This window comes from Paenibacillus physcomitrellae (assembly GCF_002240225.1).
GTDB classification, from domain to species: Bacteria; Bacillota; Bacilli; order Paenibacillales; family Paenibacillaceae; genus Fontibacillus; species Fontibacillus physcomitrellae.
In genome coordinates this window covers 1071793-1094020 of the sequence record NZ_CP022584.1, presented here as the reverse complement: position 1 = coordinate 1094020, position 22228 = coordinate 1071793, and the positions used below count along the sequence as shown (strand labels likewise).

The following is a 22228-nucleotide window of genomic DNA, read 5'->3' as shown; positions in this document are numbered from 1 at the left end:
AACTTCATCAGACGTCCTTCAATCCGCCAGGCGAAGAGAGGCCCTTTCGGTTTGACGGCCCGTAGAGCCGCCACTATGATGAATACAAGATAGAACGATCCTCTTAGGATCGTCTGAAAGATGATCGTTTAAGAAAGGAAGAGGCTGATGGGAGCTTACCCGGAATTTTGGAACCTGGCCTTAATTCAGGCTGATTTGGCGCTTGGTGAACCTGTTCTGAACCGTGTCAGGCTGGAAGCTTTAATGGAGAAAGCAGTGGCTGCGGCCGTCAAACCGGATCTGATCATGCTGCCCGAAATGTGGAACACCGCTTACGCGCTGGAACGGATACAGGAGCTTGCCGACCCGGAAGCCCAAATTTCCAGGGGATGGCTCAGCGCATTTGCAACCAAACACGGAGTCCATGTCGTAGGAGGTTCGGTTGCTGAACGGGGCAAAGACGGACTGATCCGGAATACGCTGCTGATCTATGACCGTCAAGGCCGCGAAGCAGGCCGGTATTCGAAAATCCACTTGTTCCGGCTGATGCAGGAAGAGAAGCATTTAACGGAAGGTGTGGAGACGGTCACCTTTGATTTGGAGGGCCTGCTGTGCGGTGCTTCTATTTGTTATGATATTCGTTTCCCGGAGCTCAGCCGCACCTTGGCTTTGGCCGGAGCAAAGCTGTTGTTTGTACCGGCTGAATGGCCGCATCCGCGCCTGCACCACTGGCGGACCCTGCTGCAGGCCAGAGCGATCGAGAACCAAATGTACGTGGTAGCCTGTAACCGGGTAGGTGCGGACAACGACAACTGCTTTTTCGGACATTCCCTCATCGTCGATCCTTGGGGAGAAGTGGTTTCCGAGGGCGGGAAGGAGGAAGAGATTGTAACCGGCCGCATCCGGCTCCCGCTTGTGGATGAGGTCCGCAAACGTATTCCTGTATTTGAGGACAGACGGCCGGACTTATACCGAATTTAAACTTATTTAAAGTTTATAGATTAAAGATTCAGCTCAGCCTTGTTCCTCTTCCTTCCACCGCTTGTTGAAGGTTTGCTTAAAGGTTTGGATAAAAGCCTCCGCGGCTTTGGACAGATACCGTCCTTTCCGGTAAGCGATGACCAGCGTCCGGCTGGGAGTCGGTTCCGCCAGCGGCACATAAACCGGGATCAGCTCGCTCCGTTTAGCCCGGGCAATAAAACGGGGAACCAGAGTGATCCCCATCCCGGCCGCAACCAGAGATTGGACGGTTTCTATGTTGTTGCTCTCAAATACAACATTAGGCTCAAAGCCTGCCTGTTGACACAGACCTACGGTCAGCTTGCGGAAGCCCTGACCTTTCTTCAGAACGACAAACGGCTCATCACGCAGCTCATCAATCCGCACGCCGTCGGCCTCGGTTCTTTCTGCCAGCCGGTGGCCGGGCGGGACGGCAAGCAGAATACGTTCCTCTCCGATAACCTCATAGGCCAGCGACGTCTCCTGAAGCGGCAGCGAAAGCAGGCTCAGATCCGTACCGCCGCCGCCGGTCAGTTTCTCCAAATTGAGCGACGTATCCTCCAGCAGGGAAATCTGGATACCAGGGAACGCCTCTTTAAATTCAGGCAGAACATAAGGAAGCAGATGGGAGCCGGTAATCGGCATGCTTCCTACAACAACCCGTCCGCTCCGCAGCTGGGAAATATCGTCCATTTCCTGCCTTAGCTCCTCAACGGCATCCATAATACGCCGCGCATGAGCGACAAAACTTTCTCCGGCATGCGTTAATTCTACTGAACTGGTATTACGCTGAAACAGCAGCACCCCCAGCTCCTTCTCCAGCTTGGACAGCTGCTGGCTGAGCGAGGGCTGAGCAATATGGAGCTTGTCCGCGGCTCTTGAGAAATTTTTTTCTTCTGCAATTTTTAAAGTGTATTGAAGCTGTCTAAATTCCATGTTTCCTCTTTGGGACGTAATTGATAAGTTATTTATAATTATAACCTATTAATAGAAAGGGATAAATAGGAAGAGGACGCGCGGCATTTCCCATCTCTTGTAAGAGTATGCTATAATGGCCCCATGATTAATGTGGAGGTTGTATGAATGAAGGTGTGGAAGGAAATCCGCGGATGGCTTTTTTCCATCGGGATCGCATTTGTACTTAGCTTGATTATCGGCATCTTTGTCATTCAGCCTTATAAGGTAGACGGACATTCTATGGATCCTACTTTGCATGACAAAGAAAGAATTTATGCCGAAAAATGGTCGCATGCTCTAGGCAGCGTGCCTGATTACGGGGACATTGTCATTATTGACAGCCGTGTAGACCGTGCCCGCTCTTTCTGGGATGACCTGAAGGAGCATCCTTTGATCGCGCTTCTGACAGGCGAGAACAAACAGGAGATCTTCTATGTGAAACGTTTGATCGGCAAACCGGGCGACAAGATTGAGATCAAGCAGGGCCAGGTTTACCGCAACGGCGAACTGCTTAACGAACCTTATATTAAGGAGCCTATGCGGATCGAGCCCGATCAGGAATATGATGTTCCTGAAGGAGACGTATTTGTCATGGGAGATAACCGAAATAACAGCAAGGACAGCCGGATGATCGGCTTTATTCCTATTGACCACATCATGGGGGTCAAAGGCCTGAAATAGAAAGTGAAATAGCAAAGCTGATTTAAAGAGTGTAGGGTCTTAGATCAAACGCCTAAATCGGACAAAGAGAAGAGCTTCTGCTGCGGATTTTATTTGCAGCGGGGCTCTTTTTTTGATTATTTCCGGCTGAGATGAGTAGGACTGGAACCCTATGAGACCTTTATTATCTCTTATAGTCAACAACTATAACTGTAATTGTATTTATGTATTTCTCAAATAACACCCCGGCTTGTTATAGTAAATGCAATCAGTCAGGCAAAAATAATTTATCGGCACCGTCAGATGCTCTCTGGAGATGCCATACCGCCTGAATCATGGACGCATTTTTAAAATCGGGAGTGATACTAATGAGTCAGAAGAAAACGATGTATGAGAAAATTTGGGATAACCACGTGATTCATCAGGAAGAAGGCAAACCTAGCATTTTGTATATTGATCTTCATTTGGTTCATGAGGTTACCTCTCCTCAGGCTTTTGAAGGCTTGCGGATGACCGGCCGGAAGGTTCGCAGACCGGAATTAACCTTTGCGACAATGGATCATAACGTCCCTACCAAAGACAGATTTAATATTACGGACCCTATTTCCAAGCAGCAGATCGATACTTTGACCCAAAACTGCCGCGATTTCGGAGTTACTTTGTATGACCTGGATACGGTGGATCAAGGGGTTGTTCACGTTATGGGTCCTGAGCTTGGATTGACAGCACCGGGCAAAACGATCGTCTGCGGAGACAGCCATACTTCAACGCACGGAGCTTTCGGAGCTTTGGCTTTCGGTATTGGTACCAGCGAAGTGGAGCATGTGCTGGCTACTCAATGTTTGCAGCAGGCTAAATCCAAAACGATGGAAGTCCGCTTTATCGGCAAACGTAATCCCGGCGTGACGGCTAAAGACCTTATTTTGGGTGTGATTGCCCAGTACGGCACCGATTTCGCAACCGGCTATGTAATCGAATATACGGGTGAAGCGATCAGCAGCCTGACTATGGAAGAGCGGATGACGGTCTGCAACATGTCCATTGAGGCTGGAGCGCGTGCCGGTTTGATCGCTCCTGACGAAACGACCTTCAACTATTTGCGCGGACGTCAATATGCGCCGCAGGGCAGCGCTTATGATGAAGCGGTTGAGGCGTGGAAGCAGCTGGCAACGGATGAAGGCGCCGAGTATGACATTGTAGTTGAATTTGATGTGGATTCGCTGATTCCGCAGGTTACCTGGGGCACCAGTCCGGGCATGGGCACCGACATTACGTCGTCTGTACCTGATCCGGCTGCCTTTGCAAGCGAAAATGAAAGAAAAGCGGCCAAACAGGCACTTGAATATATGGGCTTGACACCAGGAACGCCTATGTCTGACATTCCGGTAGATTACGTGTTTATCGGTTCCTGCACCAACGGCCGGATCGAGGATTTACGTGCAGCGGCTTCAATCGCCAAAGGCCACAAGGTTTCCGACAAGGTTACTGCGATCGTCGTTCCGGGATCCGGACGTGTTAAGATCCAGGCTGAAGAGGAAGGACTCGATAAGATTTTTACAGAAGCGGGCTTTGAATGGCGTGATGCCGGCTGCAGTATGTGTCTGGCGATGAATCCGGACGTGCTCAAGCCGGGTCAGCGCTGTGCATCGACTTCGAACCGTAACTTTGAGGGACGTCAGGGACGCGGCGGACGTACTCATCTCGTTTCTCCGGCTATGGCTGCTGCTGCGGCGATCCGTGGCCACTTTGTGGATGTCCGCGACTGGACTTTCAAATCGGAAGTTGTGAGCTAATAGCTGCAGAACCAGAACCTAACAGAATAACAAGGGAGAGATTGAGAGATGGAAGCTTTTAAAACCTTAAACGGCATTGTTGGTCCTGTTGACCGTGTGAATGTAGATACAGATGCAATTATTCCGAAGCAATTTCTGAAAAGAATTGAACGGAGCGGTTTCGGCCAGTTCCTGTTCTTCGAATGGCGTTTTGATGAAGAAGGCAATGTGAATCCGGACTTCGAACTGAATAAACCCCGTTATCAAGGGGCGTCAGTATTGATTTCCCGCGTTAACTTCGGCTGCGGCTCTTCCAGAGAGCATGCGCCATGGGCGATCCAGGATTACGGCTTCCGGTGCATCATTGCCCCGTCGTATGCGGATATTTTCTACAATAACTGTTTCAAAAACGGCATTCTGCCGATCAAGCTCTCCGAAGAGCAGGTTGAAGAGCTGTTCCAAAGAACGGCACAACATGAGGGCTACAAGCTGAATGTCGATCTGGAGAATAAAAAAATCACCGATGAATTCGGTCTGGAATATTCGTTTGACCTTGATGAGCATCGCCGTCAATTTTTGCTGCAGGGCCTGGATGACATCGGCCTCACACTGCAGCATGAGGATTTGATTACGGCTTATGAAGCCAAACACAAAGAGCGTCTGTTTGCCTAAACGTGCGATCTGAGCTTAGAGCCAGCTAGAGCCTAAAACGGGCGGTCAGCGCGGCCCTCATTGACAAAGCCTTCATTGACAATGAGGGATGGCGTTCCTCATAATCGACAGTGACTGTTTAACGATACGTCAGGCAATTGCAGCCATGAAGATTAGGAGGAACGACCATGTTTGACAATGATTGGGACGAAGTGCTGGCGGAAGAGATTAAGAAACCTTACTTTCAAGATCTCCGCTATGCCCTTGCCAAAGAGTACAAGCTGCATACGGTATACCCGCCTAAGGAACTGCTGTTCTCGGCGCTGAAATTAACGCCTTATCAGGACACGCGCGTGGTTATTCTGGGGCAGGATCCTTACCATGGACCGGGGCAGGCGCATGGACTCAGTTTTTCTGTCCAGCCGGGTGTCCGCATTCCGCCGTCTTTACAGAACATCTATAAAGAACTGGCAGCAGATGTGGGAGCGCCGATCCCGAACCATGGTTCCCTGCTGCATTGGGCCGATCAGGGGGTGCTGCTGCTGAATGCCGTTCTCACTGTTCGCCAGGGTCAGCCTAATTCGCATAAAGGACTTGGATGGGAAGCTTTCACAGACGCGGTTGTGGCCAAGCTGAACGAACGGGATACGCCGATGGTGTTTATTTTATGGGGAAGTCACGCTCAGCAGAAGGGCGCCTTTCTGGATGAGACTCGGCATAAAGTAATCCGTTCACCGCATCCAAGCCCGTTTTCGGCGCATAGAGGGTTTCTGGGAAGCCGGCCTTTTTCAGCGGCAAATCGCTTCTTGACGGAACGGGGATTAAAGCCGATCGACTGGGCCATTCCGTCCCTGCCTTTAAGTTAAAGCGAACCCGAATAGCTGATTGCTATTCGACAATAACAAAGAAAAGGTAAGCTCTTTCATAGTTTGTTCCTTTATCCGCCAATCGGCGGATTTTTTTTGTCGCAAATATTGGAAATTGTCTATCACGGGCAAATTTTTCCTGTTAGAATGTTAGATAGGTGCAACTTTTCATAGAATATGTCGTCCTGAACAAAGATTTGGTGCAAATTCATAGAAACGGTAGAGGATGGGTAATCGGATGAAAAAATACGGCTTTTTTGCTTTTTTACTACTATTGTTGTTGATTCTCCCCGGAATTGGTCATGCGGCTGCCAATACTGCGAACATCAACCTGGACGGCAAGGATTTGAATCTCGGAGATAATGGCGGTGTAGAAACTATTAATGGCAGCGTAATGGTTCCTCTCCGCCTTGTAACGGAGAACATGGGCTACAAAGTTGAGTATGATAATAAGTCGCAGGCCGTAACCATTCAAAAGGCCAAAACCGTGCTCAAACTGGTTGTCGGTGAACAGTCGGCTCTGGTTAACGGCAAAGAGATCAATATGCCTGGGCCCGCTGTCTTTGCTGGATCCGGCAAAACGCAAACAACGCTTGTTCCCCTGCGGTTCGTGGGCGAGCAGACAGGAGCGGAAGTCAGTTGGGATAACAAGACCAAAACGGTATACATAACTTCTGCCGTATCCGGCAGTCAGGAGACCGTTCTTCCCGGAACAGGCAGCGCCGGGGAAACCGGAGGCACCCCGGTTGACGTGCCGGCGCCGGATCAAACTGCTGGTGGTTCCGAAGGGGCAGGAGCACCAAGCGGCTCTGCAAGCACGGCCGAATTTACAGGCCTGAGCTTCGGCGAAGGCAAGCTGCTGCTTGCCGTAAACGGAAAAGTTACGCCTTCCGTATTTACGATCAGCGCCCCGGATCGGATTGTTGTGGATCTGCCGGGCGCGACCTTTTCCCAAACGTTCGGCAGCCAGCTGCCTTTAAATGAGGCATTTAGCGGACAAATTGACGTTCAGGAGACCTCAAAGGTCAAGGATGTTCGTTATGCCCTGTTCAGCAGCAGTCCGGCGTCAGTCCGTGTAGTGCTTGATTTGACCAGTCCGGCGGCCTATAAGGTGATCGACAACCAAGACGGTCTAATTACGATCGACTTGAATGAAGATGCTATGGGTCAGTCAGGAAGCGGGCAAACAACGGATCCTTCACAGCCTGCGACGACGCCTCCGGCGGGTACCACCGGCAAGAAGGTGATTGTGATCGACGCAGGCCACGGAGGCAGTGATCCGGGAGCCATAAGCTTAAACAACCGCAATGAGAAGGATTTCACCCTTGCAACCGTGCTCAAGCTGCAGCAGGTCTTGGCTGCAGACAGCCGCATTGAGGTGGTGCTGACCAGAAGCGGAGATACTTATCCTACGTTGCAGGACCGGGTAGCGCTGGCCAACAGCCTTAAGGCCGATGTGTTCGTCTCCATCCATGGCAATAAGAGCCCAGACGGCGGTCCGGGACCCAAAGGAATAGAGACGCATTATACCAACAAAAACAGCGAATCTTTAGCGAAAATCATGCAGAAACATCTGGTTCAAGCCAGCGGGATGTCCGACAGAGGGCTTAAAACTGGAAATCTGTATGTGACCAAAAATACCAAAATGCCGGCTGTGCTGCTGGAATGCGGTTTTCTGAGCAATCCGAAGGACGAGGCTGCTATGTTCTCGGATGAGTTCCAGCAGCAGCTCGCCGAAGGAATTGCAGCGGGGCTGAAGGAGTTTTTAGGACTATAATTTGAAATAATTTGAAATTTCATTTAAAAGAGAGAGAATCGAAGCATTTGTGAAGTTTTAACCTTCCATTCTATTTTACTCCAATTAAATTGCCATAATTTACGCAACTTTTGATAGATTATGGCGTCTAATGAGTGAGTCTGTTGATGTTCCAGAGCCTAACGGCAGCATTCATCAGGAACCACAAAAATATGAATGGAAGGGTGAAGAATGAAGAAATTTGGCTTTTTAATCATTTTGTTTTTAAGCGTGTTGGCTTTTCCATTAACAGGACATGCTGCTTCCAAGGCAACACACATTCTCCTGGACGGGAATGAGATTGACTTGAGTGCGGACAGGCAGGTCCAGGTGGTCAACAACAGCGTAATGATCCCGATTCGTGTCGTCGTAGAGGAACTTGGGTTTAATGTGGATTGGAACAGCAAGACAGGCACGGTAACCATACAGCAGTCTGGCAATGTCATCACATTGTTAACGAACGGCAATACAGCTACCGTTAATGGACAATCTTTCAAGTTAACCGCTCCAGCTTTCGCCAAGAACGGAACTACCTTTGTTCCGGTTCGCTTCGTCAGTGAACAGATGGGATTAACTGTAGATTGGAACAATTTGACCAAAACCGTAAGTCTGACCACAACGAATTCGGGCAGCGGCAGCGGTTCTTTACCAGGTGGAAATTCCGGAGGCAGCGGATCGGTAGTTGTACCTGACCCGAGCTCCAATCTGGTGTCTTTAACCGGACTCAGCTACAGCGATAACCGGCTTATCCTGGCTGTAGATGGACAAGTCAGCCCGAAAACATCGACGCTGACCAATCCGGATCGGATTGTCATTGATCTGCCGAACGTTAAATTCGCATCGGATTTCGCTTCTCGCTTTCCTTTGGACAGCCATCAAACAGGGACGGTTCCTGTAACTAGCTATCCGGACGTTTCGCAAATCCGCTATTCCTTGTTTAACAGCCAGCCTTCCACGATTCGGATTGTACTCGACCTGAATTATGCCAAAGGGTTTGAAATGACCAATGCCAATGATGGTCTGGTGATTATCGATCTGAATAAGGGGACTGCTCCTGGGGCATCCACCCCGGCTACTCCCGGCAGCAACGGGAAGAAACTGGTTGTTATTGATGCAGGACACGGCGGTTCTGATCCAGGTGCAATCAGTGTGAACGGAAGAAAAGAAAAAGATTTCAATTTGGCCGTTGTGCTTAAAGTCGAGAAGTTGCTAAAAAATGAGCCGAACATCGACTATGTGTTGACCCGCAGCGGCGACACTTACCCGACATTGTCTGACCGTACTAATTTGGCCAACAAATTGAAGGCGGACGCCTTTGTATCGGTTCACGGCAATAGTGGGCCTTCCTCCGCCTCCGGGGTTGAAACGTATTATACACGCAGCGGTTCCAGCCAAACCTTTGCCAACATCATGCACAAATATCTGGTAAAGGCAACGGGACTTCCAGACCGCAAGGTCCGCCAGGAAAGCCTTCATGTGACAAGGGAAACAACCATGCCGGCAGTATTGCTGGAATGCGGTTTCCTCAGCAATAAAGGCGACGAGGCCAAAATGTACAGCGCGGCTTTCCAGCAGAAGGTCGCGGAAGGTATTGTAGCCGGCATCAAAGAGTTTCTTGGTGTTAAGTAAGCAATCTATCAGTGAAGGCAGGTGTACACGTGAATAAGAAACGTTTGACGATTATTTGTAGTGTTCTATTATTGGCTGTACTTGCAGGCTGCGGGCAAAAACCCGCGGCCTCTCCTGCTGAGAGCGGCAATGCAAATGCTGCCGCAAACAATTCTGTGCCTGTAGAGAGTACAGATGCTCAGCAAGGAGCTGGAAATACTCCGGCCGAGAGTTCGACTGTCCCGGCGTCTGATCAGCCTTCTACATCCGAAGAGCCGACTATATCGGCAGATGCCAAACAGACTGAAACGATGAAGCTCTACTATGCAGACAAGGATTTCATGGAGCTGCAAGAGGCGACTCGTGACATCAGTTATGAAGCTTCCGAGGATAACGCGGGCAAATATAAAGCCGCTTTCGAAGGACTTCAGCAGAGCGGAACCAGCGATCTTATTTCATTATGGGAGAAAGTGCAGCTGCTCAGCGTGGCCTTTGCTGATGGCGAAGTAACGCTGGACATTCATTTGCCGGACGAAGCGCGTTTGGGCGCGGACGGTGAATTAATGGCGCTCGACTCCTTGCAGAAAACGATGTTTCAATTTGATGAAGTTAAAAGTATCGAACTGCTAGTAGACGGTAAGAAGCTTGAAACTTTGATGGGACACGCCGACCTGCTTCACCCGATGACCCGCGAATAAAAGGCAGGAATGAAAGCCCGTTTCGTCGAATCACGTTAATGGGATCAATAGCCAAAAGGGGAGACTAGGATGACGGAAGAGAAGAAAACAAGCCGAAGTTTGAAACGTACCGCAGCGACATTGCTGCTGACTTTAACCTTTATGACAAGTGGGGTGGCTGCTTTCGCAGCTGACCCGGCGACTCCAACGACTGGTACTGATGCTGCTGCTGCAGCATCAGCTGCCAATGTAAACAGCGCTGTGCCAACACTGCTTTTCAGTGATGTGGCAAGCGGTTTCTGGGCTGAGAAACATATTTATAAACTGGCTTCGGAGGGCATTATTCTGGGCGACAACGGGAAATTTCGCCCCGGTGATTCCGTAACTCAGCAGGAAGCCATTACTTTGGCGCTTCGTTTCATGAATGTGACGGATCAATTAACCGAAGACGCCGCGGCGCCTGACAAGCTTGAGGTCTCTGCTTATTTCAAACCTTACATAGCACTGGCCGTCAAAGAAAAGCTGATCAACCCGGAAGAGGAAGCGGCGGCTACAGCGGAAGGCGAAGTCTGGGGCACCAAGCCAGCTTCCCGCGAATGGATAGCCAAAATTCTTGTGCGTGCCCTGGGACGTGAAGACGAAGCTGCTTCGGCAGCCGGTAAAGGCACCACCTTTGCCGATAATGCCACCATTTCTGCTGACGCCCGCGGATATGTCAATGTGGCAGTGAGCTTGGAGCTTACGAATGGCGTGGACGGAAATCGTTTTGATCCGCTCGGTACGGTCACACGCGCGCAAATCGCTACCTTCTTTAGCCGGGGTCAGGCTTATGTCGATCAAAGTTATGCCAATGTTTACGAAGGTGTGGTTACTTCCATCGGCAACGGAAAGATGACGCTGTATACGAACGGGACAAGCCGCGGCTTTACGCTGGACAGCCGTACAGCTTATTTCACAAGTGCTTCTGAAACGAAAGCTGCCCAAAGCGACATCGCTTTGTATTCCAAAGCGATGGTTATCGACAAAGTCGGCACTGCGGCTTATGTAGAGATTACCGATCCTACCCCTCAGCTGGAGACGGTCGAAGGAACGCTGCTTAGTTCCCTAAGCGGCAATCGCTTGCTTCTGCTCGTGAACGGTGAACCGGAAACCTTAACTTATGATGATGGGACTGTGTTCTATGATCAGAACGGACAGGCGATTAAACCGGACAGCTTGGCGAATGACAGCACGATTGAGCTGAAACGCGAAACCTTTACAGATGAAAGAAAGCCGGTCATCGTACAGGTGAAATCTGGCATCGTGAATAAGTCCTCGAAAGGAACGGTAGAGTCGGTAGATACGGCGACCAAGACGATTACAGTCAAAGAGGAGTCCGGCAACGAGGATAAGCTTGTGTTGGACGGGACTGTAAAGATTCTTTATCAAGGTCAAGTGATGGAGCTTGCCGATTTGAAACCTGGATCTGTAGTGAGCTATACGATCAAGGACAACTCCCTGATCAGCCTTGAAGTGACTCAATCCGTAGAACGTACAATTAGCGGCACGCTGATCAGTCTCGGCAACGGTAAGCTGCTCACTTACAAGAAATCGGACGGTTCTTACGGGACTCCGCTTCCAATCTCGAAGGATGTTCAAGTGGTGGTCGATGGCATTGCAGCGCCAGCTCTTTCCGATCTAATTGCCGACGATAACGGCGGAGATCAGGTTCAGCTTACGCTGAATGCGGACGGAGATGTCACTAAAATTGAAGTACTTGGACGTCAAGCTGAGAAGCTGTCTGAGGTTAGCGTCGTTTCTTACGACAAAACCCGCAAGCTGCTTACGGTCGTAGATACCGATAATAATCCGTATGTGCTTGAACTGGACGATAAAACGGCAGTCGAATATAATAGTACAGCACCTACGTTGTCCGGACTGGAAGCCCTGCTGAATGCGGATCGTAAAATTACCTTGACGCATATCGGAAAACGTGTCCTTTCGGTTAGTGTTATTTACCAGTATGAAGGAAGCTTCGTAGGTTTCGATTCGGCTAGCAAGAAATTGAAGCTTACCGATTCGGCGGGCAAAACGCGTGAGCTGTCTTTCAGCAATGCTTCACTGCCTGTCTATATTTACGGCCAGGCGTCAGCTACCTTATCCAGCCTGAAAGCCGGCGACCCGATTACCGCTGTACTGAGCAGCAATCAGGATGCCGTACAGTCGATCAACGTGAAGACGAGCAAGCAGTTTGAAGTTAAGGCTGTGGATACGACTAATAGCCGGGTTACGGCCGTTTCGGACAACCTGACTCAAACCTTTTATGTGAATCAGGCGACGCTGCTTAACGACAATGGGGCTGCGATCAAAGTAACCGATCTGAAAGCGGGCGATTTTATCAATGTCCTCTTTAACGGTACAACAGCGGCAACCGTTCAGCAGGTGAAGCTGACTTATGGCACGGTTACAAATGCAGACGCTAATTCAGTAACCCTCAAAACCTATGACGGTTCGCTGACAACGGTTCCTGCTGCGGGCGCAGTTAAAGTCGTGCGTGATTCGGGAACCAGCACTTCGCTGGCAACCTTGACGACTTCGGATCATGTGGTAGTCAAAAAAGCGGCAGACGGTTCTACTTTAGTGAACGTTTTGTCGCCGTTATCCCGTACTTATTGGCGTTATGATTCCGTGGCGAAAGAAGTTTATGTTAAGAGAAGTACGCTTTCTGACACAAATATTCGCTTCACTTTAGGAGCAAATGCATATATTCACCAAGGAGACACGACTTTAACCGTGCAAAGCCTTCAAGAAAATGATAATATTGTATTGTATTTCGACGGGGACAAGCTGGTCGAGATCGTAAAACAATAACATTTTCTAAGATTCACCGTCTTGATACGGGATTCTGCCCCGTATCAAGATTTTTTTTGTGCCGGGAGGATAGAACTTATGAATGCAGCAGGTGTCAGACATATATTGGATACGATCGAAGGCATGTTTCCGGATGCGGACTGTGAATTGGTCCATGCCAATGCGTTTGAATTGACGATAGCTGTCCTGCTCTCAGCCCAGTGTACGGATGCAACGGTGAACAAAGTAACCGCCGATTTGTTTCAGAAATACAAAACGCCGGCGGATTACGTGGCGGTGCCGCTTGAGGAATTGGAGCAGGACATCCGTAGAATCGGGTTATATCGGAACAAAGCCAAACATATTCAAAATTTGTGCCGGATTTTGATGGAACAATATGGCGGCGAGGTACCGAGCGAACACGATGAGCTTGTCAAATTGCCGGGGGTAGGCCGCAAGACGGCAAACGTTGTTGTCTCCAATGCTTTCGGGGTGCCGGCGATCGCTGTAGACACCCATGTAGAACGCGTCAGCAAACGGCTGGGATTGGCCGGCTGGAAAGACTCTGTACTTGAAGTAGAGAAGAAGCTGATGAAACAGGTGCCGAGGGAGGAATGGACACTTACACACCACCGGTTGATCTTTTTTGGCCGGTATCACTGCAAAGCGCAAAATCCGAAGTGTCAGGTCTGCCCTCTCCTGGATGTGTGCAGGGAAGGCAAAAAGCGTATGAAAACAGCAAAAGTCAGAAATGATAAAGAAAACAATTCCAAATGATATTTGATTAGTAGAGGATGAGACCCCATGAGATGTATTTCTGTTTACACGGATAATTTTGAGCAGTTCTCCGATTTGTTTGAAGAGGTTCTGGCGCTGCAGCTTGGCGAGAACGACGAGCGTGAAGTGGAAGGCGTTGTTGTCAGCGATTCCGGCCAGGTACCCGAGCATTATATCGAGCGTATGTCCGCCAAACCAGAGGTTGTGGTGATGAAGGACAAAACAAGAGGTATTACCATTTTCCAGCATGGAAAAGTATTTGAAATTTTGCTTCCTACAGAAGAAGCGGCAGAAATCGTAGGTTAAGCCTGTTTTACGGGCTTAACTTCAACACAAGCTTTCAACCGGGCAGGTCAGGGAATTAGTTCCCTGGCCTGCTTTTCGTTTTGAGCTAATGGCTTCTTATTTAAATTGCAGGGTTCCCCGGAGGGAGATCCGGATGTTAAAATGAGGATGTTTCAAAGTAGACAGATTATGGCCAACGGAAGGCGGGAGAAGCTTTTTATGAAACCGATTACAGAACATGTGAATGCGGAATGGTTGCAGAGGCTTGAACCGCTGGCGAAGCAGCTTCATGAGGAACAAGACTTTCAGGCAGAGCAGATCATTCGGGAGCTCATACATAAAAGGATGAAGCAGGAGCTTGTCGTGGCGTTCTGCGGGCATTTTTCAGCGGGTAAATCGAGTTTGATCAATAAGCTGTGCGGCAAGCAGGTGCTGCCATCGAGTCCGCTGCCGACAAGCGCTAACATCGTCATGATCCGTAACGGAGTCGAACGCGCTGTTCTGACCTCATCCGACGGGAGTCGGAACATTGAGGTTCCGCTGCAGGAGGCAGCCGATTACTGCCGCAATGGCGAAGATTATACGCGGGTTGAGCTGTGGGCGGATTTGCCGTTCCTCGGCAGCCGGGGGGTTCTGCTGGATACGCCGGGTGTTGACTCCAACGATGCTGGACATGCCATGGCTACGCATTCGGCGCTGCATTTGGCGGATGTGGTTTTTTACGTGATGGATTACAATCATGTCGGTTCGGAGAGTAATCTGACCTTTGCCAAAACGTTGACCGATTACGGAAAACCTTTATATATGGTTGTTAACCAGATTGATAAGCACAGAGAAGAGGAGCTGCCGTTTGACGCTTATAAACGGACGGTTGAGCAGGCGTTTGAAGTGTGGAATGTGAAGACGGCTGGTATTTTCTATACTTCGCTTAAGGTAGAGCGTTTTCCGCATAATCAGCTGTCAGCTTTGAAAGGAAGTATGGAAGTTATACTGGCAGATCAAGGTGAACTGCTCGCTTACAGCACCTATACGTCAGCCGCTCAGGCCGTAAAGGACCATTTGCGCCGGCTGAGCGATGAGGAGAACGAACAGCGTGAGAAGCTGCTGGAGCAGGCAGGCGGTGAGACAGATGTAATAGCCATGGAAGCTGAGCTTGAGCGGTTACAAAATGGAAATGGGGAAGACGAAGAGAGCTACAGGATCGAGCAGCTGAAGCTAATCGGGCGCATGCTGGATAATGCCCAGCTCATGACGCCGACGCTGCGGGATCTGGCAGGCTTGTATTTGGAAAGCCGTTCTCCGGGCTTTAAGGCCAAGGGTTGGTTCGCCGGGGGCAAAACAGCGGCAGAGAAAGAGAAACGGAGCAGTGACTTTCTCCGGGCGTTGTCCGAGCAGACAGCAGCACAGGTCGATTGGCATGTCCGTACCGAGCTGAGAAAGATCGGACAGGAATTGGAGCTATGGGATGACGAGTGGGAAGCCAAGCTCGATCAGTGGATGCCGAAGGCGGAGGAGAGCTGGATCACGGATGCGCTGCCGAGCGGCGCGGTCGTGTCCGGGGAATCGACGCTTCGGTATGCGGGGGCGGTCGCCGCAGGCGTTACCGCCAGATTCCGCCGCGCAGCCGCCGAGGTGATCGAGGCGCTGCTCGCGGTACCATCGCCGCTGCGGCAACGGCGGCAGGCGGCGGCAGCCGGGCGGCGCGCCGAGCTGGAGGCGCGCCTGCCCGCCGCGCGGCGTCTCGCAGAGCTTGACGCCGCAGCGGTTGCGCGCGAAGCGCGCTTCGGCGCGCTGCTGGGCGCGTCGGTGACGCTCACCTCCGGGCTGCTGCCGGGGGTGAAGGACGCTGCGCCGCCTGCGGCCGGCGCAGCAAAACCCGGCGTGCCCGCAGACGGCACGCCGCTGGCAGCGCCAGCCGGGCACGCGGAAGCGGTGCCCGGGGCAGGCGCTGCCCCGCAGCACCCGGGCCTGGTGGCCGCCCGGGTGCTGCCGCCGGATGCCGGCGATGCGGAGCCTTCCGCATCGGAGGGCATCCGGCCCGCCGGCCGCGCGGAAGGGACCGCGCCGGCCGGCGGCAGTGTCGTCCACCTTCCCGCTGCCGCGGAAGGTGGCGTTTCCGCGCCGCGCAAGCTGCGGCGGCGCGCGCTGGAGTCGGCCGCGCGGCTGGAAGCCGCGGCCGGGCTGCTGGCTCCTCACCCCGCCTTCGGGACGGGGGTGGAGGAGCTGCGCAAGCGGGCCGCAGAGCTGCGCCGCGGCCGGTTCACGGTTGCGCTGTTCGGCGCGTTCAGCGCAGGCAAATCCTCGTTCGCCAACGCTTTGCTCGGCGCTCCGGTGCTGCCGGTATCGCCGCATCCGACTACGGCGGCGATCGGGCGGATTCTGGCGCCGGAAGACGGATATGCCCATGAAACGGCTCATATCCAATTTAAGTCGGCTCAGGCGATGGAGGAGGATCTCGCTTTTTCGTTCTCCGCTTTACAGTTGGGCGAATGGGAGCCTTCGGGCTGGCTATCCGTCGTTAAGAAGCTGCAAGCCGATCAAATTCCGGCGGCCGGCCGGGCTCATTTCAGCTTCCTCAAAGCCGCGGCGGCAGGCTGGGAGGACATGTCTCCGAAGCTGGGGCAATCTCTTGTGTCTGATCTTGAGGAGTTCAGGCATTATGCGGCTGAAGAAACGAAAGCCTGCTTTGTGGCTTCCATTGATTTATATTACAGCTGCCCGTTAACCGATCAGGGTGTGGTGCTGGTGGATACGCCGGGGGCGGATTCCATCCACGCCAGACATACGGGCGTCACCTTTCAATATATGAAAAATTCGGACGCTATTTTGTTTGTTACCTACTATAATCATGCTTTCTCCAGAGCGGATAAACAGTTCCTGGCTCAATTAGGCCGGATTAAAGGGAGTTTTGCACTCGATAAAATGTTCTTTATCGTGAACGCTGCGGATTTGGCCGCCTCGGAGGAAGAGCTGGGGCAGGTGGTAGAACATGTACGGGACGGCCTGAAGGGTGCCGGAATCTCTAATCCTCAGGTTTATGCTTTATCCAGTCACCAGGCGCTGAAAGAGAACAGCGGAGGTTCACTCCTGTTTGCGGCCCTGAACAAACAGGATGAGGAACCAGCCGTTATAGATAGCGCTCCTGCTACAGGTGTTTTGGAAGCTTCCGAAGACAGCAGAGACGTCAAGCAGATTCATCCTTCCCGAAATCAGGCCTTGGAAATGAGTTCCAGCCTTACGGAAGATGCGGAAGGATTGAATTCACGAAACGGCTTTGCCCGTTTCAGTGAACAATTTTCCACTTTCCTGGAGGAGGATCTCAGCCGTCTGGCCGCGGCTGCTGCGGCAGCCGAATTGGGGCAGCTGAACGAACGGCTGAACCGGTGGATCAGCACGGCTGAGCAGCTGCTTCGGAACAAGGAACAGCAGGTGGATCGGATCGAACAGGAGCGAAAGGCTTTCGAAGCTGCAGTTGCCGTACTGAAAAATGCGGACATCCGCCGTGAATGGATTCAGGAATGCGAAGAGCTTCTGTTCCATGTCGTTCAAAGATTACGGCTGCAGGCTCTGGACCTCTTCGCCGAGTTCTTCCATCCGTCTCTGCTGCAGGAAGGGCAAGGTCAGATGAAACGCAATTTCGCTATCGCCCTCAAGGGCTGGCTGGACCAAACCTCAGCCGAGCTTGAGCGGGAGCTGCTTGCGACTTCCCTCCGCCTCGAGCGCAAAGGAGAGCAGCTGCTGCTCCGCGAAGCGGAAGGCTGGTGCCGTGTGAACAGTCCGGCCTTTGATATGCCGCTGACAGCTCCGGCAAAGCTTGCGGTTTGGCAAACGGTGAATATTCCTGAAGGGCTGCTTGGCTCCGAGGACATGTCCCCGTCCGCTTATTGGTCTTATTTCAAGAATCCTAAGTCTTTCTTTGAAGGGGACGGCCGGTCTTCGCTTCGCGAGGCGCTGGAGAAACCGCTTGTCCTCAGCTTGAAGAAAGCGGTAAGCGAAGGCGAGGAGATTTTTAAGCGTCATTACTTGAGTGTTATTGCGGAGAAACAAGAAGAACTGGCCCAATATTTCCTGCAATTATGGAAGGAATGGGAGGACAGTATCCGAAATTCCGGGGCTTCAGAAGAAGACTTGAAGCAATGGGAAATTGCAGCGCTTCAATTAAGCCGCTATTGCGAGGAAATGGAAGCATTTTATAAGTGATAACACGTTTTATATCCGGTTGTTGGCGCATTATTCCGGAATAAAGGGGAATACGCGTATTTCTCCCCTTTGCCGCATTAAAATGAGAGTGATAAACTGCTAAAAGCTAAGTAAAGCGAAGCAAACATCAAAAGGAGGAACCCGTTAATCTGTTTCATCCAAAACAGGTCATAATGAGGAAAATGAAACCGAAACAAAGAGGGAGTTAATGAGGCCGTTGCTGCTGGATCAGATTTGTGCAAATGGCAAGAAAGCTGGCTAACAAACCAAGGCACGGGCTTCCGAAGTAAGTTTTGCTTGCTTCGGCAAAAGGTACGCGCTTAACAAAACTAAGCGTATTCTTTCGAAGTAGTTTTGTCCGCTTCGGCAAAAAGCCTCGCTTAACAAAACTAAGCTGATGCTTTCGAAGTAAGTTTTGCTTGCTTCGGCCAAAAGCCTCGCTTAACAAAACTTTTAGGAGGAGAGACATGGAAGTTCTCAGGCAACTGCGGCGATATTATCAGGAGAGGATGAGTTACCTCGTTCTTTCAATTCTATGTTTGGCCGCCGCTACTGCAGTGGGGTTGATTACCCCCAACCTGTTACGCATTTTGATTGACGACGCGATTGTGCCGGGGGATTTCGAGAGAGTACCCATGCTCGCCATCACTGTACTTATTGTTGTGATATTCAAAGGGTTACTTCAATTCGCTCATGGCTTCTTCGGCGGACGTCTGGGCAACTTTTTGGCTTACAAGCTGCGTAATGCCTGTTATGAGAAGCTGCAATTTCTATCTTTCCGTTATTACGACAAAGCCAAAACTGGCGATTTGATGTCCCGCCTCACCGGGGATCTGGAAGCGATCCGCAACTTTATCGGTTTTGGATTCGCGCAGCTGCTGAACGTGTTTTTTATGGTCTTGTTCGGCTGCATCGCGATGTTCTCGATCAACTGGCAATTGACGCTGGTTACGCTGATTTCGATGCCGTTTCTGGCAGCGGTTGCTTTGCGGTTCGAGTCGAAGGTCCATCCGGCGTTTCAGGAGATGCGGCTTGCGTTAAGCTCTTTGACCACCGCTGTTCAGGAGAACATCACGGGGGTTAGAACGGTTAAATCCTTTGCGCGTGAAGATTTTGAAGTCGATAAATTTTCCGACCGTAATGAACGCTACAAAGTGAATCAGATTTTTGCATCGTCACTCTGGAGCAAATTCTTCCCGGTCATGGAGCTGCTGGCTTCGGTCAGTGTGGCTATTCTGCTCGGTGTGGGCGGATCTTTGGTTATTCACGGTAAAATGAGCATCGGCGAACTGGTAGCCTTCTTCAGCTTGATCTGGTACATCATTGGACCGATGTGGGGACTTGGTTTCCATATCAACAACTATACCCAGTCCAAAGCGTCCGGTGAGCGGGTGCTGGAAGTGCTTAATCAGCCGATCGATGTTGTGGATAAGGAAGACGCGCTTGAGCTTGACAGCTATAAAGTTAAAGGCCATGTGACTTTTGAGCATGTCACCTTTGCTTATGGCAACAAAATGCCGGCTGTCGTCGATATCAATTTTGACGCGAAACCGGGATCGGTAATCGGCTTCCTGGGCGGAACAGGCTCAGGTAAATCGACGATTATCCAGCTGATGATGCGTGCATATGACGTGAACAGCGGCACGATCAAGCTGGATGGCATCGACATCCGTGATTACGCGGTACAAAGCCTGCGCTCGCAAATTGCTACCGTGTTCCAGGAAACCTTCCTGTTCTCCTCCTCCATCCGTAACAATATCGCATACGGGATTAACAACGTGACTATGGAAGAGGTTATCCGAGTGGCGAAGCTGGCCAAAGCTCATGATTTTATTATGGAAATGCCGGACGGATACGACACGGTAGTCGGAGAACGCGGCATGGGATTGTCGGGCGGTCAGAAGCAGAGAATTGCAATTGCAAGAGCCCTGCTGAAGAATCCGCGCATTCTGGTGCTTGATGATGCGACCAGTGCGGTAGACATGGAAACCGAACATGAAATTCAGGCGGGCTTCCAAGAGGTCATGAAGGGCCGTACGACCTTTATCATTGCGCACCGGATCTCTTCGCTCCGCCATGCGGACGAAATTATGGTACTCGATCAGGGGCGTGTCGTTCAGCGCGGCAAACATAGCGAGCTGATTCAGGTTCCAGGCGCTTATCAGGATGTTTACCGGATACAATATGCGGATTATTTGGCGAAAGTGAACGCCGGGGAGAGGGAGTGAGCAGATGAGTAACGATCCAAAACAGCAGACGAACGGCTCACCCGCCCCGGAAGGCGGTAAGGCTGCCGCAGCCGGGGCTGTCACCCAGGACCGGTTCGTTTATAAGGACGATGACGCGATTGACAAAGCGTTCGACTGGAAGCAGTTCGCCAGATTGTTCGGCTATATGAAGCCTTATGCCAGACAGATGCTGCCATTAGTGCTTGTCATGATGGTGCTCGGAACCGTCACCAAACTGGCTGTACCTTTTCTGACAAGTATGGCTATCGATAAAGCGATCGCGCCTGAAGACGGCAACACAAGCTTGACCTTGTTATATTCGATCACGGCAACTGTCATTGTTTTATACTTGATTCAATGGATTTCCGGCGTGTACCGGATTAAATACACCAATATTATTGGTCAAAGGGTCATTTACGACCTTCGCGCGGATTTGTTTAAGCATATCCAGAAGCTGTCGTTTAACTTTTTTGACAAACGGCCGGCGGGATCGGTTTTGGTGCGGGTTACCAACGATATCAACTCACTGCAGGACCTGTTCACAAACGGGGTCGTCAATCTGATGATCGACTGTGTACAGCTGCTCGGCATTGTAATTATTCTGCTGCTGATCAACTGGAAGCTTGGGCTCGCGGTGATGGTTACCGTTCCGATCATGTTCTTCGTTTCGACCAAGCTGCGTCAGAAGATCCGAATTGCCTGGCAGGATGTGCGGATGAAGAATTCCCGCATCAACTCGCACTTGAATGAATCCATTCAAGGGATCCGGGTTACACAGGCTTATACGCAGGAACAGGAGAACATGAAGTTCTTCGACCGGATGAACTTTGACAGCCGCAAATCCTGGGATAAAGCCTCGGCGATGAACCAGGCGTTTGGTCCGATTATCGAGATTACAGGCGGGCTTGGAACCTTGATTCTGTTCTGGCTTGGTGCTTACCTGATTTCAGAAGGCCAACTCACCGTAGGTTTGCTGGTAGCGTTCAGCAGCTATGTGAGCAACTTCTGGGACCCGATCAACCGTTTGGGCCAAATGTACAACCAGCTGCTGGTGGCGATGGCTTCCTCGGAACGTATCTTTGAATATCTGGATGAAGAGCCGATGATCAAAGACAAACCGGGGGCGGTTCCTCTGCCGCAGATTTCCGGGGACATCAAGTTCGAGAAAGTGGTCTTCGAATATGAGAAAGGCCGCGCAGCACTTAAAGGCATTGACATTGACGTAGAAGCCGGACAGTCGATCGCACTTGTAGGCCACACCGGTTCGGGCAAAAGTACAATCATCAACCTCATCGGCAGGTTCTATGATATTACAAGCGGCAAAATCACGATTGACGGGTACGACATCCGTGATGTAACCGTACAAAGCCTGCGGAAGCAGATCGGCATCGTGCTGCAGGATACATTTATTTTCTCCGGTACGATCCGGGATAATATCCGGTTTGGCCGGCTTGACGCTACCGACGAGGAAGTCGAACGGGCGGCTCGGGCGGTTAACGCCCATGAATTTATCGAGAAGCTGCCGGGCGGATACGAAACCGAAGTAGAAGAACGGGGCAGTGCCTTGTCGATGGGACAGCGTCAGCTGCTTTCCTTTGCCCGTGCTTTGCTGGCTGATCCGCGAATCTTGATCCTGGATGAAGCTACAGCCAGCATCGATACGGAGACGGAGCTTAAAATCCAGGAGGCGCTGAAGGTGCTTCTTCAGGGCCGGACCTCTTTCATCGTAGCGCACAGGCTGTCCACGATTCGCCATGCCGACAAAATCATCGTATTGGATCATGGCGAAATTAAAGAGCAGGGCACGCACAAGGAACTCGTTGACAAAAATGGGATATATAACGGGCTTATCGAAGCTCAGTTCCGTTTCTTGTAAAGGAATTTCTGGGAAAGGGTAAAATTTTAGCCATTTATTTGTAAAATGGTGTCGGAAAGTTTGTAAATT

Annotated in this window: 15 protein-coding genes; 14 read left to right on the top strand and 1 reads right to left on the bottom strand. The window is 51.1% G+C overall.

Features of this window, described 5'->3' with window-relative positions; genetic code table 11:
- Positions 1-147: 147 nt before the first annotated feature.
- Positions 148-960 carry a carbon-nitrogen family hydrolase gene (locus CBE73_RS04970; RefSeq protein WP_094093272.1) on the top strand — a complete coding sequence of 271 codons (813 nt, stop codon included), beginning with the start codon at positions 148-150 and terminating at the stop codon, positions 958-960.
- Between the two features lie 33 nt (positions 961-993).
- Here the strand turns inward: CBE73_RS04970 and CBE73_RS04965 are convergent, their stop codons facing one another.
- Positions 994-1914: a LysR family transcriptional regulator gene (locus CBE73_RS04965; RefSeq protein WP_094093271.1), complete on the bottom strand. Its 921-nt coding sequence runs from the start codon at positions 1912-1914 to the stop codon at positions 994-996.
- A 147-nt stretch (positions 1915-2061) separates the two neighbouring features.
- Here CBE73_RS04965 and lepB point away from each other — a divergent pair, with 147 nt between their 5' ends.
- From lepB to CBE73_RS04900, 13 genes are all read left to right on the top strand, one after another.
- Positions 2062-2616: a signal peptidase I gene (gene lepB / locus CBE73_RS04960; RefSeq protein ID WP_094093270.1), complete on the top strand. Its 555-nt coding sequence runs from the start codon at positions 2062-2064 to the stop codon at positions 2614-2616.
- Positions 2617-2963: 347 nt separating this feature from the next.
- Positions 2964-4388 (top strand): 3-isopropylmalate dehydratase large subunit, encoded by a 1425-nt coding sequence (gene leuC / locus CBE73_RS04955; RefSeq protein ID WP_094093269.1) that lies wholly within the window; start codon positions 2964-2966, stop codon positions 4386-4388.
- A 48-nt stretch (positions 4389-4436) separates the two neighbouring features.
- On the top strand, positions 4437-5039 hold the full coding sequence (gene leuD / locus CBE73_RS04950) for a 3-isopropylmalate dehydratase small subunit (RefSeq protein WP_094093268.1): 603 nt from the start codon (positions 4437-4439) through the stop codon (positions 5037-5039).
- Between the two features lie 167 nt (positions 5040-5206).
- Positions 5207-5884, top strand: coding sequence for a uracil-DNA glycosylase (gene ung / locus CBE73_RS04945; protein ID WP_094093267.1), 678 nt, complete (start codon positions 5207-5209; stop codon positions 5882-5884).
- A gap of 238 nt (positions 5885-6122) precedes the next feature.
- Entirely contained in the window at positions 6123-7661 is a 1539-nt protein-coding gene (locus tag CBE73_RS04940; protein ID WP_174704665.1) for an N-acetylmuramoyl-L-alanine amidase family protein, read from the top strand.
- A 210-nt stretch (positions 7662-7871) separates the two neighbouring features.
- Complete coding sequence (locus tag CBE73_RS04935; protein ID WP_094093265.1) at positions 7872-9308, top strand: N-acetylmuramoyl-L-alanine amidase family protein; 1437 nt, start codon at positions 7872-7874, stop codon at positions 9306-9308.
- A gap of 29 nt (positions 9309-9337) precedes the next feature.
- A complete protein-coding gene (locus CBE73_RS04930; protein ID WP_094093264.1) occupies positions 9338-9985 on the top strand; it encodes a GerMN domain-containing protein in 648 nt (215 codons plus the stop codon).
- Between the two features lie 69 nt (positions 9986-10054).
- Positions 10055-12814 (top strand): S-layer homology domain-containing protein, encoded by a 2760-nt coding sequence (locus tag CBE73_RS04925; RefSeq protein ID WP_094093263.1) that lies wholly within the window; start codon positions 10055-10057, stop codon positions 12812-12814.
- Positions 12815-12892: 78 nt separating this feature from the next.
- Complete coding sequence (gene nth / locus CBE73_RS04920) at positions 12893-13570, top strand: endonuclease III (protein WP_094093262.1); 678 nt, start codon at positions 12893-12895, stop codon at positions 13568-13570.
- 27 nt (positions 13571-13597) lie between these two features.
- Positions 13598-13876, top strand: coding sequence for an NAD/NADP transhydrogenase alpha subunit (locus CBE73_RS04915; RefSeq protein WP_094093261.1), 279 nt, complete (start codon positions 13598-13600; stop codon positions 13874-13876).
- A 198-nt stretch (positions 13877-14074) separates the two neighbouring features.
- Positions 14075-18055, top strand: coding sequence for a dynamin family protein (locus tag CBE73_RS04910; RefSeq protein ID WP_174704664.1), 3981 nt, complete (start codon positions 14075-14077; stop codon positions 18053-18055).
- Between the two features lie 467 nt (positions 18056-18522).
- Positions 18523-20283, top strand: a complete 1761-nt coding sequence (locus tag CBE73_RS04905) for an ABC transporter ATP-binding protein (RefSeq protein WP_094093259.1) — start codon at positions 18523-18525, stop codon at positions 20281-20283.
- Positions 20284-20287: 4 nt separating this feature from the next.
- Positions 20288-22159 carry an ABC transporter ATP-binding protein gene (locus CBE73_RS04900; protein ID WP_094093258.1) on the top strand — a complete coding sequence of 624 codons (1872 nt, stop codon included), beginning with the start codon at positions 20288-20290 and terminating at the stop codon, positions 22157-22159.
- Positions 22160-22228 lie beyond the last annotated feature (69 nt).